Annotated in this window: 14 protein-coding genes; 9 read left to right on the top strand and 5 right to left on the bottom strand. The window is 68.9% G+C overall.

From position 1 onward, the window contains the following. Nucleotides 1-12 precede the first annotated feature (12 nt). From ABD951_RS24300 to ABD951_RS24275, 6 genes are read left to right on the top strand one after another with little or no spacing between them, the layout of a single operon-like run. Nucleotides 13-1,185, top strand: a complete 1,173-nt coding sequence (locus ABD951_RS24300; protein WP_425569943.1) for a 4Fe-4S dicluster domain-containing protein — start codon at nt 13-15, stop codon at nt 1,183-1,185. A 38-nt stretch (nt 1,186-1,223) separates the two neighbouring features. Further along, entirely contained in the window at nt 1,224-1,670 is a 447-nt protein-coding gene (locus tag ABD951_RS24295) for a Crp/Fnr family transcriptional regulator (RefSeq protein ID WP_345351529.1), read from the top strand. Then, nucleotides 1,654-2,505, top strand: coding sequence for an FAD/NAD(P)-binding protein (locus ABD951_RS24290; protein WP_345351526.1), 852 nt, complete (start codon nt 1,654-1,656; stop codon nt 2,503-2,505). Before ABD951_RS24295 ends, ABD951_RS24290 begins: the two co-directional genes overlap by 17 nt. Beyond that, complete coding sequence (locus ABD951_RS24285) at nt 2,505-3,296, top strand: NADH-quinone oxidoreductase subunit B family protein (protein ID WP_345351523.1); 792 nt, start codon at nt 2,505-2,507, stop codon at nt 3,294-3,296. The genes ABD951_RS24290 and ABD951_RS24285 overlap by 1 nt, the downstream gene beginning before the upstream one ends. After that, complete coding sequence (locus tag ABD951_RS24280; RefSeq protein WP_345351520.1) at nt 3,289-4,581, top strand: Ni/Fe hydrogenase subunit alpha; 1,293 nt, start codon at nt 3,289-3,291, stop codon at nt 4,579-4,581. Before ABD951_RS24285 ends, ABD951_RS24280 begins: the two co-directional genes overlap by 8 nt. After that, the gene (locus ABD951_RS24275; protein ID WP_345351518.1) at nt 4,578-5,048 is read left to right on the top strand and encodes a hydrogenase maturation protease; all 471 of its coding nucleotides are present in this window, start codon (nt 4,578-4,580) and stop codon (nt 5,046-5,048) included. Before ABD951_RS24280 ends, ABD951_RS24275 begins: the two co-directional genes overlap by 4 nt. 25 nt (nt 5,049-5,073) lie before the next feature. On the opposite strand, the gene ABD951_RS24270 is transcribed toward ABD951_RS24275, so the two are convergent. The 4 genes from ABD951_RS24270 to ABD951_RS24255 all read right to left on the bottom strand — a co-directional run bounded on the left by ABD951_RS24270 (nt 5,074) and on the right by ABD951_RS24255 (nt 11,160). Further along, nucleotides 5,074-7,818, bottom strand: a complete 2,745-nt coding sequence (locus ABD951_RS24270; protein ID WP_345351515.1) for a cation-translocating P-type ATPase — start codon at nt 7,816-7,818, stop codon at nt 5,074-5,076. Between the two features lie 29 nt (nt 7,819-7,847). Continuing rightward, on the bottom strand, nt 7,848-8,669 hold the full coding sequence (locus ABD951_RS24265) for an HAD family hydrolase (protein WP_345351512.1): 822 nt from the start codon (nt 8,667-8,669) through the stop codon (nt 7,848-7,850). 14 nt (nt 8,670-8,683) lie between these two features. Then, nucleotides 8,684-10,069: a wax ester/triacylglycerol synthase family O-acyltransferase gene (locus ABD951_RS24260; protein ID WP_345351509.1), complete on the bottom strand. Its 1,386-nt coding sequence runs from the start codon at nt 10,067-10,069 to the stop codon at nt 8,684-8,686. 179 nt (nt 10,070-10,248) lie between these two features. Then, nucleotides 10,249-11,160, bottom strand: coding sequence for a universal stress protein (locus tag ABD951_RS24255; RefSeq protein ID WP_345351506.1), 912 nt, complete (start codon nt 11,158-11,160; stop codon nt 10,249-10,251). A gap of 399 nt (nt 11,161-11,559) precedes the next feature. On the opposite strand from ABD951_RS24255, the gene ABD951_RS24250 reads away from it, so the two are divergent. Further along, nucleotides 11,560-12,264 carry an SPFH domain-containing protein gene (locus ABD951_RS24250; protein WP_345351503.1) on the top strand — a complete coding sequence of 235 codons (705 nt, stop codon included), beginning with the start codon at nt 11,560-11,562 and terminating at the stop codon, nt 12,262-12,264. Nucleotides 12,265-12,303: 39 nt separating this feature from the next. Next, nucleotides 12,304-14,349: an erythromycin esterase family protein gene (locus ABD951_RS24245; protein ID WP_345351500.1), complete on the top strand. Its 2,046-nt coding sequence runs from the start codon at nt 12,304-12,306 to the stop codon at nt 14,347-14,349. A gap of 45 nt (nt 14,350-14,394) precedes the next feature. Here the strand turns inward: ABD951_RS24245 and ABD951_RS24240 are convergent, their stop codons facing one another. After that, nucleotides 14,395-14,892 (bottom strand): DUF2231 domain-containing protein, encoded by a 498-nt coding sequence (locus ABD951_RS24240; protein WP_345351497.1) that lies wholly within the window; start codon nt 14,890-14,892, stop codon nt 14,395-14,397. A gap of 696 nt (nt 14,893-15,588) precedes the next feature. Here ABD951_RS24240 and ABD951_RS24235 point away from each other — a divergent pair. After that, nucleotides 15,589-16,230, top strand: coding sequence for a TetR/AcrR family transcriptional regulator (locus ABD951_RS24235; RefSeq protein ID WP_345351494.1), 642 nt, complete (start codon nt 15,589-15,591; stop codon nt 16,228-16,230).

Here is a 16,230-nt window from a genome sequence, read left to right as displayed (position 1 = left end):
GAGGAGGGGCCTGTGGAGGGCACCCGGCATCCCGATCAGCAGCAGCCCGACCCCGCGCCGGGCGGAACAGAGATCGACCGCCGCGGGCTCGACCACCTGATCGCGGTGCTGCGTGGCGCCGGCTACCGGGTGATCGGCCCGACGCTCGACGACAACGCCATCGTCCTGCGCGAACTCGAGGCCGGCGATCAGCTGCCGGACGGGTGGGGGGTGACCACCGCACCCGGGCACTACCGCGTGCATCGGCGCGACGATGCCGCGGTCTTCGGGCACTCGTCCGGTCCGCAGTCGTGGAAGCAGTACCTGCATCCGCCTCGTCGGCAGCTGTGGTCCACGGACTCGGACGAGGGGTTCCGGGCCCCTCCCGACGATGAGGTGGCCTACGCGTTCCTCGGCGTTCGCGGCTGCGATCTCGCCGCCATTCGAATTCTCAGGACGGTCCTGTGCAACGGAGCCGACAGCCGCACCGCGACGCTGTACTCGCGGTTGTTCGTCGTCGCCGTCGATTGCACCGAGCCCGGCGGGGTGTGCTTCTGCGCATCCATGGGCACCGGCCCCGGCGCCGAGGGCGAATACGACCTGCGGCTGACCGAGCGACTCGGCGACGCCGGTCCGAACTACCTGGTCGACGTCGGAACCAACCGGGGCGCTGAGATACTCGCGCAGGTCCCGCACCGCGACGCAGCGCCCGGCGAGGTCGAACGTGCCCAACAGGACGTGTGCGCGGCCGCGGACCGGATGGGCAGGCAGATGCCGGAGGTCGATCTGCGAGAGTTGTTGCGCACCGCCCGCGATGCCGACGTGTGGGACGACGTCGCGTCGCGATGCCTGACGTGCGGCAACTGCACGATGGCGTGCCCGACATGCTTCTGCACCACGGTCGAGGACGTCACCGACCTGACCGGGACGCACGCCGAACGCTGGCAACGGTGGGCCTCGTGCTTCGAACCCGAGTTCTCCCACCTGCACGGCGGCGACGTCCGGGTGTCCGGGCAGAGCCGCTACCGACAGTGGATCTCCCACAAGCTCGGCACCTGGTACGACCAATTCGGATCGTCCGGGTGCGTGGGGTGTGGGCGGTGCATCGACTGGTGTCCCGTCGGCATCGACATCACGGAGGAAGCCGCGCGCCTGGCCGAGACGTTCCCGGGCGTGGGTACCGATCCGGTCCGAGGGTCGGAATGAACTCCCCCGCTTCCGATCTGAACCTCCGAGTCGCAGGGTTGGATCCGCAACACGTGCGGGTGCTGCTGGGGTTGTCGCGACTCGTCGAATTCGCCGCCGGCGAGCCCGTGTTCCGCGAGGGCGACCGCGCCGAACGGCTCTGGGTGGTGCAGGAGGGTCGGGTGTTGCTGCACACCCATGTCCCCGGACGCGGCGACGTCCCCATCGAAACTCTCGGCGTCGGCGACGTGCTGGGCTGGTCCTGGCTGACCGCCCCCTATCGATGGCATTTCGCCGCCACCGCGTTGTCCGTGGCGAGGGCGCGCGAGATCGACGCCGCGGCACTGCACGAGTCGAGTGCGGCGGACCCGGTGTTCGGGTACGCGGTCGCGTGTGCGCTGTCGGGTGCACTGGTCGAACGGCTCCAGGCCACCAGGGCGCGACTGCTGGACCTGTACGGCGAATCGGAGACGGGGCCGCGCGGGACGAATGCGGCGGGCTGGTGACGAGGTGGCGACCGCGGCGGATCCGATGGTGCCGACCCCGTATCGGGTACGTGGACGCACCGCCGAGACCCGCGACTCGGTGACGCTCTCCCTCGTCCCGGTCGATTCCGCGCTGCCCGCCTTCGTGCCGGGGCAGTTCATGATGCTGGCCGCCGCGGGGGTCGGCGAGGTCGCGATCTCCATCAGCGGCGACCCTGCCGGCGGCCGCCTCGAGCACACCGTCCGCGCCGTCGGCGCGGTCAGTCGTGCCCTGCACGACGCACCGGTGGGGTCCGTGCTCGGTGTGCGCGGCCCGTTCGGCACCGGCTGGGACCTCGGTTCCTGCATCGGGCGCGACGTGGTGATCGTGGCCGGCGGCGTCGGCCTGGCGGCGGTGCGGTCAGCTGTACTGGCGATCCGCTCGGCCCACGCCGACTACCACCGGGTCGTCCTGGTCGCCGGTGCACGCAGCCCCGACGAGTTCCTGTACCGGGGAGAACTGAACGCGTGGGCCGCCGACGGGATCGTCGGGGTGGAGGTCACCGTGGACCAGCCACGCGGCGACTGGGACGGCGCGGTGGGGTTCGTCACCGAGCCGCTCGGACGGCTGTCCCTCGATCCGGGTCGGACCACGGCCCTGCTGTGCGGGCCGGAACCGATGATGCGGTTCGCGGCACGGGTGCTGATCGGCAAGGGAATGGCCGCGTCGGACATCCGTGTCTCGCTCGAACGGAACATGCAGTGCGGCACGGCGTTGTGCGGTCACTGCCAGCTCGGCGAGCTCCTGCTCTGCCGCGACGGCCCGGTCGTCGACTACGCGGTCGCCGGTCCCCTCCTCCACGTTCGGGAGCTGTGATGACGAAACCGACCCTGGCGGTGTGGAAGTTCGCATCGTGCGACGGATGCCAGCTCTCGTTGCTCGACTGCGAGGACCAGCTCCTGCAGTTGTCCGAGGAGATGACCATCGGCTACTTCCTCGAGTTCTCGAGCTCGACCGTCGCCGGGCCGTACGACCTCTCGCTCGTCGAGGGATCGATCACGACCGCGGAGGACGTCGAGCGCATCCACCGCATCAGGGACCAGTCCCGCTACCTGGTCACGATCGGCGCCTGTGCGACGGCCGGCGGGATCCAGGCGTTGCGAAACTTCGCCGACATCAAGGAATTTGCGTCGAGTGTCTACGCCTCACCCGAGTACATCGACACTCTCGCGACCTCGACACCGATCGGTGCCCACGTGCACGTCGACCACGAGCTTCGGGGCTGTCCGATCGACCGGCACCAACTGCTCGAGGTGCTCGCCGCATTCCTGGCCGGTCGACGGCCCGACACCCCCGACACCAGCGTCTGCAACGAGTGCAAGCGCCGCGGGACGACCTGCGTCATGGTGGCCGACGGGACGCCGTGCCTCGGCCCGGTGACCCATGCCGGGTGCGGTGCGCTGTGCCCGGCCCACGGACGCGGCTGCTACGGGTGCTTCGGGCCGATGAAGGGGCCGAACCTCCCCTCGATGGCCGCGTGGCTGCGCATCTGCGGCATGGACGACCCGGCCATCGAACGAGTGCTGGCCACGTTCAACGTCGCCGCACCCGAGTTCGCCGCCTACACGCACGGCGCCGTCGACGAACCGGGGACAACCGATGGGTGAGGACGACCGGCGGCTGGTCGTCCGCGCTCTCGCTCGCGTGGAAGGTGAGGGCAGGTTACGGGTCTCGGTGCGCGACGGCCGGGTCGAACGTGCCGAGCTGAGCATCTACGAACCGCCCCGGTTCTTCGAGTCGTTCCTGCGCGGCCGGGATTTCCGTGAACCCCCCGACATCACCTCTCGGATATGCGGAATCTGCCCGGTCGCCTACCAGGTCAGCGCCTGCAACGCCATCGAGGACGCGTGCGCCTCGCCCCCGGACGACGCCGTGGTCCGGCTGCGCCGGCTGCTCTACTGCGGCGAGTGGATCGCCAGCCACGTGCTGCACATGTACTTCCTGCATGCCCCCGATTTCGTCGGGGTGGACGACTCGATCGCGCTCGCGCGCACCGACCGTGCCCGGGTGGAGCGTGGCCTGGATCTGAAGAAGGCGGGCAACGCGATCCTGGAGCTGCTGGGCGGCCGTCCCATCCATCCCGTCAACGTGCGTGTCGGCGGCTTCTACCGTGCGCCCACCCGTGAGGAACTCGCACCGCTCGCCGAGCAGCTGCGCCGGGCCCTCGACGACGCGCTGGACACGGTCGCGTGGGTGGGCGGATTCGACTTTCCCGACCACGAACTCCCCTACGAGATGGTCGCGCTGACCGAGCCCGACCGATACGCCATCGAGTCCGGCACCGTGCACACTTCCACCGGCGTCCGGTTCCCGGCCGGCGAGTTCCCCGAGCACGTCACCGAACACCAGGTTCCCCACTCCACCGCACTGCACGCCCGACTGGACGGACGACGCTTTCTGGCCGGGCCGCTCGCCCGCTATTCGCTCAACAGCGCGCGCCTGTCGGAGACCGCGCGGCAGGCCGCATCCGCGGCGGGACTGGGTGATGCTTGCCGAAATCCGTTCCGCAGCATCGTCGTCCGAGCGGTCGAGGTGGTGTTCGCGGTCGACGAGGCGCTGCGGTTGATCGCATCCTACGAGCGACCCCCGACCCCGGCCCGTGACGTGCGTCCACGGCCGGCGACGGGACACGGGGTCAGCGAGGCCCCGCGCGGTCTCCTGTATCACCGGTACGACATCGACGGCGACGGCACGATTCGTAGCGCCTCCATCGTCCCGCCCACCTCGCAGAATCAGTCGGCGATCGAACACGAGCTCGCCGACGTCGTCGAACGGCACCTCGACCTGGACGACGCCGATCTGGCGGCGCTGTGCGAGCGGACGATTCGCAACCACGATCCCTGCATCTCCTGCGCCACCCACTTTCTCGACCTCACGATCGACCGACGATGACAGCGGTGGTGATCGCTCTCGGAGACGAGTTCCGCGGCGACGACGGCGTGGGTCCGGCGGTGGCACGGGCCCTGCACCGGGCGGGGCTTCCCGCCCGAATCCTCGTCTCGTACGGCGATCCGGTCGAGCTGATCGACTGGTGGCGTGACGCCCGGGTGGCGGTGATAGTGGACGCGGTGATGCGGCCAGACCCGCGCCCCGGACGGGTCCACGTTCTCGACCCCTCCGACCTGCAGGTCACCGTCGCCGGAACCCACGGATTCGATGTGGGCGCGGCGATCGCCCTGGGCCGCGCTCTGGACCGGATGCCGGACAGGCTGGTGATCGTCGGTGTGGAGATCGCCGACCTGGGCCCGGGGCGCGGCCTCTCTCGTGCCGTCACGGCCGCCGCTCCGGGGGTGGCACGCGCGGTGGTCGACGTGATCTCCGGCGAACCCGGGTCCGCCGGAGATCACTCGGCCCCCTGACGCCGACCGCCGAACCGGTCCCCGGTCACTCGGCAGTTCCCTGTTCGCGCCGTGATTTCCGTCGTGCCCGCCAGCGCAGCATTTCGTCACAGCCCCAGACCAGGAACGGCAGCGGCACGAGTGCCACGACCTGCCACGGCTCCGGGACGACGGTTCCGAACACGCGTTGCAGGAACGGAACCGTCACCACGAGCGCGGCGAAACACACTTCGAATGCGATGCCCCACAGCAACAGGGGGTTCGTTGCGAACCCGATCTCGGCAAGTGAGGCGCGGCGGGTGCGCGCGGCTGTCGCGGTACCGATCTGGCATGCGACGATGCCCAGGAAGGTCATCGTCGTGGCCTGCTGCCAGGTGTGGTGCAACGGACCGGTGTCGACGTCCGCCCCCAGCGACCAGCCTCCCGCAACGAGCGTGCCGAGAAACAAGGCCATCACCAGTACCGCCGACACCCCTCCGAGAACACCCCAGGCGCGCACCAGCATGCGGCCGTCGATCACCGACTGGGTGCGGGGTCGCGGTGCGCGATCCATCAACCCCGGCTCTGCGGGTTCACGACCCAGTGCGAGCGCGGGCAGGGTCTCGGTACCGAGATCGATTGCGAGGATCTGCATGATGGTCAGCGGCAACGGCACGGCTCCTCCGGTCACCGCGTAGATCAGGAACGGCACCACCTCCGGTGTCGCGTGCGCGAAGATGTAGATGATGAACTTTCGCACGTTGTCGTAGACCTGGCGACCGGCCTCGACCGCCTTGACGATCGTGGCGAAGTTGTCGTCGGTGAGCACCATGGTGGCTGCCTCCCGTGCGACGTCGGTACCCGATCGCCCCATGGCGACACCGATATCGGCGCTGCGGAGGGCGGGCGCGTCGTTGACGCCGTCGCCGGTCATCGCAACGATGTTCCCTTGTGCTTGAAGGGCGTCGGTGATACGCAGTTTCGTTTCCGGGGAGCTCCGGGCGAAGACCAGCTCGCCAGGCGCCGCGAGCACCGCATCGAGGTCACGGTCGGGCATCCGTTCCATCTCACGGCTTCCCACCACCCGCAGGCCGTCGCGCCCGATGCCGACCCCTTCCGCGATCCCCCGAGCCGTCAACGCGTGGTCGCCCGTGACGACGACGAGCCGGATTCCCGCCGTGTGGCACCGCTCGACCGCGTCGGGTACCTCCGGTCGTGGCGGGTCGATCATCGCCGCGATTCCGAGAAAGACGAGATCTCGTTCGGCCTCGTCACGATCGAGCCCTGCCGCCGTGCCGGCATCGACGCGGCGGTCCGCGAGAACCAGTAGACGACGACCCTGCCGCGCCCAGGCAGTCACCGAGGCGTCGATCCAGGTACGGTCGTCGTCCGTCAGCGCCCTGTCCGTGTCGCGACCGACGGCTATCCGGGTGCAGCGTGCGACCACCTCCTCCGGGGCACCCTTCGTGTGCACGCAGACACCGTCGCCGGTCGCGTCGATCGTGGACATGCGCCGAAGATTCGGATCGAAGTGGAATTGCGCGATCCGGCCGGAGGGGTCGCGCCGCGGCTCGACACCCAGCGCCGCGGCGGCGTGCAGCAACGCCAACTCGGTCTGATCCCCGACCTCGACACTCACCGCCCCACCCGGATCGTCGACGGACTCGAATTCGGCATTGCTGCAGCACACAGCCGCGAGGGCCAGCCGTTGCGCCGCCGTGCCCACCGCGGCCGGCTCGACCGCTTCGCCGAGGTCGATGACGCCCTCGGCGGTCCGGAGGCCGGCCACGCGCATGCGGTTGAGGGTGAGGGTGCCGGTCTTGTCGGTGCAGATGACACTCGTCGATCCCAATGTCTCCACGGCGGAGATCCGCTTGACGAGCGCTCCCCGCCGCGCCAGCGCGCGCACCCCGACCGCGAGAGCGAGCGTGATGGTGGGCAAGAGGCCTTCCGGGACGTTCGCGACCAGGAGCCCTATCGCAAAGGTGACCGTGTCGCCGAACGACAGACCGGCGACCACGGTGCCGAGGGGTATGAACGCGACGCCCATGCCGACCGCAACGACGGTGATGAGCCAGGCGACCCGTTTCACCTGCCGCTCGAGCGGGCTCTCCTCGTGCCGTATCCGTTGGGACAGGGCGGCAATCCGTCCGAGCTCGGTCCGCATTCCGGTGGCGAACACGACCGCGGTGGCCTCGCCGGCAGTGCAGGTGGTTCCGCTGAAGACGACGTCCCTGGCCTGAATCAGCGGGACGTGACTGTCGCCGATGTCGACTGCGACCGCGACCGGCGCGGATTCCCCGGTCAGCGTGGAGGTGTCGATTTCCAGCGCACCGGTCAGCAACCTCGCATCGGCCGACACCCGGTCTCCTTCGGAGATCACGACCACGTCACCGGGTACCAGCTCGCGTGCGTCGATCTGGCGTTCCACGCCGTCCCGCAGTGCCCGGGCATGGGGCGGCAGATACGCCGACAGTGCCTCGACCGCCTGTTCGGCGTGCCGTTCCTGGACGAAGGCGAAAGCCGCGTTCAGGACGATCACCGCGACGATCGCGACGGCGAGGGGCCCCGAACCCGACAACGCGGCGAGCGCGGCGGCCAACCACAACAGCAGGGCCAGCGGATGCACCAGTTGGCGGAGCAGTTCGCGCCACCAGGCATGCCCGCGTTTCCGTACGAGGTCGTTGGTGCCGGCCACGGTCAACCGACGCTCGGCGTCACGACTGGACAGGCCCTCCCGGCGCGAGCGCAGGTCGCGCAGCAGCCGATCCAGCGCCTCCTGCGGATCGGCGGCAGTGATCCCCTCGGCCACCGGGGACGACGGGACGGCTGCCGACCAACTCACGGCGTCGATGTCCGATCGTGTGCCGCCGGGGGCGAACCGGCTCCGCGGATCGCCCACTCCACCTCGTCCACCCCGTTCACGACCACGTCCGCGCCCCGACGTTCGAGAGCGTGCGCGCGTCCCTTCGAGCCGATCCCGACGACGAGGCCGAACCCACCCCGGTGAGCGGCTGCGACACCCGACTCTGCGTCTTCGATCACGACGATCTCGACCGGGTCGGTGTGCATGCGCCGGGCCGCCTCGAGGAACAGCGCCGGGTCCGGCTTTCCTGCCAGGCCGAGCCGCTCGGCATCGATTCCGTCGACCCTCGTGTCGAAATCGTCGATCAGTCCAGCGCGGGCGAGCACGGCCGCGGCGTTCCGGCTCGCGCTGACGGCGGCGACGAGCACGCCTGCACGGCGCAGACGGTGCAACAGGTCGACGGTCGGCGCGATGGTCTGGACCCCTTCCGCGTCGAGCAGTTCGTGGAACAGGCGGTCCTTCCGATCGGCCAGCCGGGACACACTCGCGATGTCGGTGCCGGGTGCGGCGTCCTCCGCCGTGGCGATGGACCGTGAGGCCAGGAAGGAGCGAACCCCGTCCGACCGGTTCTTCCCGTCGACCCAGGACAGGTAGTCCTCGTCGGTGAAGGGCGGTTGTGTCGGGTCGTGGCCTGCGAGGAAGCCGTCGAAGAGCGCCTTCCACGCTCGGCGGTGCAGCGTCGCGGTGTCGGTGACGACTCCGTCGAGGTCGAAGATCACCGCCCGGAATTCGCGTCCGGCCGCGGCCACCCGGGCCCCGGATTCGCGGTCGCGGCCGGCCGGGACAGTGGCATCCATGGGTCTCCTCGTTGTCACGAGTGTGCGTCGCCGTGCCGGGCGGCTGCCCGGCGCAGTTCGCGGAGGTCGGATTCGATGCCGTCGCACAACTCGTCCAGATCGGGGACGCCGTCGAGATCCCCTGTGACACCGAAGGAGAGTCGCTGGTCGTAGCTCATGACCGCGACGCCCAGGCGAAGCCGGACCGCGATCGGGACATACGGCAACAGTTCGATGACCCTCCGGTCCAGCAGTCGCAGCGGAACCGGAGGTCCCGGGACGTCGGTGGTCACCACCGCCACGCTGTGTTGAGGAAACCGCAGCATCAGCCGCATCCCCCATGCGAGCGGGGCGAACGGCACCAGCCGTGCGAGTTCCGTCGCGACGTGACCGGCACCGGATTCCCCGTCGGACTTGGCCGCGGACATGCGTGAGTGCACCGTGTGGAGTCGGTCGACCGGGTCCGCGACGTCAACGGGCAGGTACGGGAGCATCAGGGATATCTCGTTGTCCAGCGTGGTGGCCCCGCCTCCACTGGCCCGGTACGAAACGGGCACCAATGATCGAATCGTACGCGGGCCCGGCACTTCCCCCCGCCGGATCAGCAGCCGTCGCACGGCGCCGCTGACCGCGGCCAGGGCCACATCGTTGATCGTCACCCCGAAGGCGTCACAGATCGCCGAAACTTCCGACATCGATGCCCGGGCGATGCCATACCGCCGTTGGCGGGTGAGCGGGCCGTTGAACGAGGATCCGGCCGACGGCCACAGCACCCGCCCGGCGAGGACCGCCGAGCCCGCGACCAGATCGACGATGCGTGCGACGGACTTTCGCGGTGAGCGCAGCGCGCCCGTGAGCCACCGCGCCGACACGACACCAGCGGACACGGCTGCGCCCGCGGACCCCGGGGCCCCTCGGATCGTGTTCGGTGACTCGGTGGCGGCTGTCCGATCGACCGGATCGCACAGCGACTCGAACAGCCTCGCTCCGGAGATTCCATCGGCCATGCAATGGTGCAGCTTCATGAGCAGGGCCCACCGGCCGTGCGCGAGTGCTTCGATTACCCAGCATTGCCAGAGGGGTTGGTCCGGATCCAGCCGAACCGCCATCACGTTCTCGATCTGTCGACACAGTTCCGCGTCGTCGCCGGGGTCGGGCAGGGCGACCCGCCGGATGTGACGCTCGACGTCGAACCCTTCGGCCTCGGCCCACTCCGGCAGGCCCAGATCCAGCGGCACACGGTGCACGACCTGTTGAGCCCGCGGTATCGCCGCGATGCGCCGACGGACCGCGGCGGCGAACTCCGATCGCGTCGGTGGGGGGCCCTCGAGCACGGCGACGGCACCGATCGCCAGGTTTGCCCTGCCGTCGGCCTCCTCGACCTCGAGGAAACACGCATCCAGTGGTCGTAGGGATGCCACCCTGCCTCACCGCCTTGCGATCCCGCGCGACCCGCCGGATCAGGACGCTCCAACTCCCAGGATTCGCTCCGGCCCGGATCGTGGCCAGGGCCGGACGTCACTGGCCGGGACGACGCGAGTCCTTCCCGAGCGTCGTTGTGCGGGACGGTCACCGCGCTCGGCTCGGTGCCCGAACGTCGTCATCCGGCGACTCCGTCCGGTCGGTCGGATCGGACGATCATCAGCGGGCACTCCGCCGTGTGCAGCAGCACCGAGCTGGTCGACCCCATGAGCATGCCCGCGAAACCACCGCGTCCGCGGGTGCCGACCACCAGCAGTTCCGCGCCCTCCGCCCGGTCCCGAAGCTGCTTGGCCGCATTTCCCCGGACGACGGTCTTCTCGACCGGCGTCTCGGGATACCGCTGGTGCCAGCCGGCAAGCCTCTCCGCGAGAACCGCCTGTTCGGCCACATCTACCGCGTCCCACTCCATGTCCAGCTGATCGCAATAGGCCGTCGACAGGGCGAACTGCGACCACGCGTGGACCGCGACCAGACCGGTGGCGCGCAGTGCGGCCTCCGCGAACGCCACCGAGAGCGCGCGCACGCTGTTCTCGGTGCCGTCCACGCCGACGACGACATCCCCCGTCCCGGAAGTCTGACCGGCCTGGCCGCGGATGACCACGACGGGACTGTGGGCGTGTGTCGCGAGCGCAACCGCGACCGAGCCCGCGAGCGCCGCTGTCACCTGACCGAAACCGCGACTACCGACGACGACCATCCGCGCGGACCTCGACACTTCGAGCAGAGCGGGCCGCTCCGCGCCTTCGAGCACGTCGGTGGTGATCTCGGTGATGGTCGTCGTGGTGTCGGTGGTGTGGGCGATGGCCGCGGCTTCGTCGAGGTGGTCGCGGACCGCGCGATTCCGCTCGGCGAAATAGCTCTGCGGCAGGCGCAGGTCACCGTGCGGTGAGACGGCGCCGAGCGCGGAAACGATGCGCAGCGGGCTTCGGTGAAGGTGGGCTTCCCTGGCAGCCCAGCTGACCGCGGCGTACGAGGCGGCGGACCCGTCGACACCGACCACCACCGGGGCATTCGCTTCGACAGCATCCACGTCAGGACCTCCACGACTACAGATGACCTCGGCGTCGCCCCGACCGGTGGGGTCGGAGAGGCCCGAAGCTCCCGCTCGCCGACGATCGCCCCGGACACGGCAGCGGTCGATTCGGGGCACCGGCCCCCGCCACGTCACTGCCGGGAGGAAGGTGGCGGGCGAGATCGGTCTCGCTTCTCGAGTCGAAGTCGTCGGACCCCTCCATCACACGCCTCCCTCCCGTGCGGCGATAGGGCCGGTGGTCATCGATTCCGGCGCACCGGTACCGGTGCGCTCAGCCCGCTCTCCCGAACGACTGCCGAAGTCCTCTCCCGCTGGTGACCGCAGACCCTGACGTAACACCGTCGTCCACCGGTTGACTGGCAGACACACCGAAGGTCTGAAGGGGTCGGAGACGTTGTGACCGCCATCGTTGCCGCTGCCGTCGCCGCTGTTGTGGGAGCTGTGTTGCTGTCGGCCGAGTCGATTCGTGTCGTGAACCAGTGCGAGCAGGGCGTGCACTTCCGACTCAGCAGAATCATCGCCGTCCACAATCCCGGGTTGGTGCTGATCATTCCCGTCGTGGACAGACTGACCGCGGTGTCAATGCGGATTGTCCCCATGCCCATCCGGTCACGGGGCGTAGTCACCCGGGACGACATCAGCGTTGACGTCGCCGCAGTCGCCTACTACCGCGTCGTCGACGCGCGGAAAGCCGTCGTCACGATCGAGAATGGCGATGTCGCGATCAACCAGCTCGCGAAAACCGCTTTACGGAACGTGGTGGGACAACACTCGCTCGGCGAAGCATTGGCCAACCCCGCGGCCATCAGCTGGGCCATCCGTCAGATCCTCGACACCAGCACACCCGAATGGGGCGTCGAGGTCACACTGGTCGAGCTCGAAGATGTCCAAACCCCCGACACGTCTGAAGCCCGGGATGGCCCGAGAACCGGAGGCTGGGGGAGTCCCGTGAGGCAGAGGCCGAGCGAGACGCGGGGGCAGGGTGCGGAGAAACGAGCGACGATCATCGCCGCCGAATGCGATGCCCGTGCGGCCGCACCGAATCAGCGATCGAGCGGCACCCGGTCGCGGGCGGCCAGAAGTATCGGGGCGTCCGGTTGACGTTCGCGATCCGGGTCGACAACGAGGAGGGCCGATCCCATGAGTGACGTGACGAAGATCCCGGCGCAGCGGCCCGGACGTGTGTTCCAGGACCGGAGGGAGGCAGGGCGGGCACTTGCGGAACTGCTTGCCGCCTATCGAGACAACGACCGTGTCGTCGTGCTGGGTCTCGCTCGCGGCGGAGTCCCGGTCGCGTGGGAGATCGCGGCAGCACTGGACGCCCCGCTCGATACCTTTGTCGTGCGGAAGCTCGGTGTGCCGGGACATGAGGAGTTCGCCATGGGCGCCCTCGCCAGCGGTGGCTCACTCGTCGTCAACGACGACACCCTGCGCGATCTCGACATCACGCCGGATCAGTTGCGCGAGGTCGTCGAGCGGGAAGCACACGAACTGGACCGTCGAGAAAAGACATATCGCGGGGATACGCCGCCGTCCGATGTCGCCGGCAAGATCGTCATCGTCGCCGACGACGGTCTCGCGACCGGCGCCGGCATGTTCGCCGCCCTCGACGCACTGCGGCGGCAGGAGCCCGCCCAGATCATCGTGGCGGTGCCGGCGGCACCCGAATCGACCTGCCGGCAACTCGGCGCGATGGTCGACGACGTCATCTGCGCGACGATGCCCTTCCCGTTCACGGCCGTGGGTGCGTCCTTCTGGGACTTCGGTCAGGTGACCGACGACGAGGTGCGAGCACTTCTGCACACTCCCACTGTCGGTCGAACCACTCGCGACGTCGGGGTCCGCGAGTTCAGAACAGCTGCGGACACACTCCGCCGTGCGTGCAGGGATGCACCCGGCGGAGTTCCGTATCGTGAGGATCTCTTAGATCTCGTCGGTGACGCACGCATCGTGTTGATCGGCGAGAGCTCGCACGGAACTCAGGAGTTCTACGCAGCACGCGCTGAAATCACGCGAACTCTGATCGAGGAGAAGGGGTTCACGGCAGTTGCCGTGGAGGCGGATTGGCCCGACGCCTTTCGCATCAACCGGTACGTCCACGGTCAGGGCGTGGACACCTCGGCCGAAGAGTCGTTGCGAGGGTTCGCGCGCTTCCCGGCCTGGATGTGGCGCAACACCATCATGCTCGACTTCGTGTCGTGGCTGCGCCAGCACAACGAGCACGTCAGCGGCGATCAGCCCGAGGTCGAATTCTACGGACTCGACCTCTACAGCTTGCACCGATCGATGCACGAGGTCGTGAGCTATCTGGACCGGGTCGATCCCGACGCCGCCCGCCGTGCGCGGCAGCGCTACGCCTGCTTCGACCAGATCTCCCGCGATGACGGGCACACGTACGGGTATGTCGCCGCATTCGGGGCAGGTGAGTCCCGCGAGAGGCAGGTCGTCGAACAGCTGCTGGATCTGCAACGTCACGCGATCACCTATGTCCGCAGCAACGGGGCCGATGCAGAGGACGCGCAGTTCTACGCCGAACGCAATGCACACAGCGTCCGCGACGCGGAGCAATACTATCGGGCCATGTTCCGGGGACAGGTGGCCTCCTGGAACCTCCGCGACCACCACATGACCGACACGCTCGACGCCCTGATCACGCACCTCGACCGCCGGGGTGAGGCCCCCTCACGCGTGGTGGTGTGGGCGCACAACTCCCACGTCGGTGACGCGACGGCAACCGAAGCCGGCGCACATGGCCAGGTCACGGTCGGCCACCTGGTCCGCGAACGACATCGGGATGACAGCTGTCTGATCGGGTTCACCACGCACCACGGCACCGTCACCGCGGCGAGCGAGTGGGGAGGCATCGCCGAGCGGAAGGTCGTCCGCCCCGCCCTTCCCGGCAGCATTGAGGCTCTCCTCCACGAAGTGGGCAAGGAATCGTTCCTCATCCGCACCACGGAACAGGACGTCGTCGCCGACACCCTGCGTACTGCACGCATCGAAAGGGCGATCGGGGTGATCTATCTTCCGACGACCGAGCGACAGAGTCACTACTTCCACGCCCGGGTGGCCGAGCAATTCGATGCCGTCATCCACGTCGACACGACCAGTGCACTCGAGCCTCTCGAATGCACAAGCGTCTGGATCGAAGGCGAACGCCCCGAGACATATCCCACCGCTCTGTGAGGACGAGACCACGAAGTGCGCCAGGGATCACCGGGTCGAGTTGGTCTACTGGTCCTGGGTGGTCCACACCGCCGCGGCTCCGCTCTCCCCGATCCGATAGACCTGGACCACCGATCCGACGGCCAGGACGATCCCCACCACCGCCAGTCCGGCCGCCAACCCGCGATAGGCCCGCCCCGGCGTGGATCCGGTACGTGCGCTCCACCATTGTTGGACGCGCGGCTGGTGCAGCGCCCACCACAGCAGCGCGACGACGAAGACGCCCACGGACCAGACCAGGAGCTGTTCGCCGCGCTCGGTGTGGATCTGCACCAGTGGGTCGGGCGGTGTCCGTTGCGCCAGCCATTCACCGGCGTGAGTGGTCACGGGCACCAAGATCAGCGTCACCAACGCAACCGCGGGAGTGGCGGCCCCGAGGCGTCGCCGGGCGGCCGGCCAACACAGCGACAGCAGCAGGAGCAGGGCGGACAGCGGAACCAGGACCACCACGAAATGAACCAGCAGTGGATGGATCGGCAGGCCGTTGAATGTCGTGGGGCCCATGGTGGCTCGCCTCCCTCGGGTATGGGCGACTACACGCCACAGTAGGCGCAGTTCAACCGACAACCACTCACCGAAACGCTGTTGCCAGCCGATTCACAGCGAGGTCTCCTACCATTGGTAACAGACCGAGAAGATCGATCCGACCCGGCCCGCCACGAACGGACTCGGCCACACACATCGTTCAACCCGCCCCCGCCGGTGGCGACCCGACCCGGCAGGCGCCGTGACCGATCACAGATCGGAACGAGTAGTGAAGAACTTGTCGACAATTCCACGAACCACGTCATGGCAACTGCGACCGCCGGAGTCGGGCTGTCCTGTTTGCGGCGTGGCATCGGTGGGTAGCCCATCGGAGCCGGATCGAATCCGGTGCGCGCGTGAGGTTGCCTCCTGCACGCGCGCCACAACCGCCGACACGCTGCACCTCCGTCCCTCGCGTGCCGGCGGCTCCTGCATGGACGGGATGCCGGGCCAGGTGCGCCACCCGTCGAGGGGGTGCGGACACGCTCCACAGTCGACTGGTTGATGTGACCCTCGGGCGCGCACGAATCCACCACCGGTGAGTGCGGCGCCCGATCCGAGAGGCCGCTGGAGCTGGGTGTGCGCTCCGGCGGCCTCGCCACATCCCGGTTGAGAAGCGGCGGCAAGCTGCACCGAACAGGCAATCCCCCGGCGTCCGAAATATAGACTCCTGGTATGGATACCGGACCCGAGGCGGTGCTGTCGCTGCGTGAGCGGCAGAAGCTCCAGACCCGAACGCATCTCCTGGAGACCTCCGCCCGACTGATCGGCGAACGCGGCTACACCGAGAGCACGATCGAGGACATCGCCCGGGCGGCCGGCATGAGCCGCGCCACCTTGTACTCGTATTTTCCCAGCAAGGAGGCGATCGTCCGGGCGCTCGTCGAGGAGCTCTGGGCGGGGGCCGAGGAGCTCTACCGCGCGTTCGGCGAGCTGACCGACTGGTCGCGGCCTGCCGTGCGCGAGTGGATGAGCCGGGTCGTGGACACCTGGGAGAGCAGCGGGGACCAGCTCCGGGTCGGCGCCGCACGCCTGGTCAACTACGACGACTTCTACCTCGAGTACCATCAGCGGTTCGTCCGGGCCCTGACCGCGAACACCGAATTGTGGAGCGGATTCCCCGCGGACGAGGCCGAACGACGCGCCCTGCTGCTCATCAGCGGGCTGGAACTGTTCCTCAACACCTGGCTGGTGCGGGGGTGGCCGCACGACCGTGAGGCCGCGATCGACACGCTGACCGACGTGTGGCGGGCGACGCTGAACGCCGACGCCCCGGCCTCGACCGGCCGGGGCACCAGGCGCAGCACCTCCCGCTGA

Source organism: Rhodococcus olei (assembly GCF_039540555.1).
GTDB classification, from domain to species: Bacteria; Actinomycetota; Actinomycetes; order Mycobacteriales; family Mycobacteriaceae; genus Rhodococcus_G; species Rhodococcus_G olei.
Note: the sequence above shows the minus strand (reverse complement) of the source record. Positions and strands in the feature narration are given on the sequence as shown.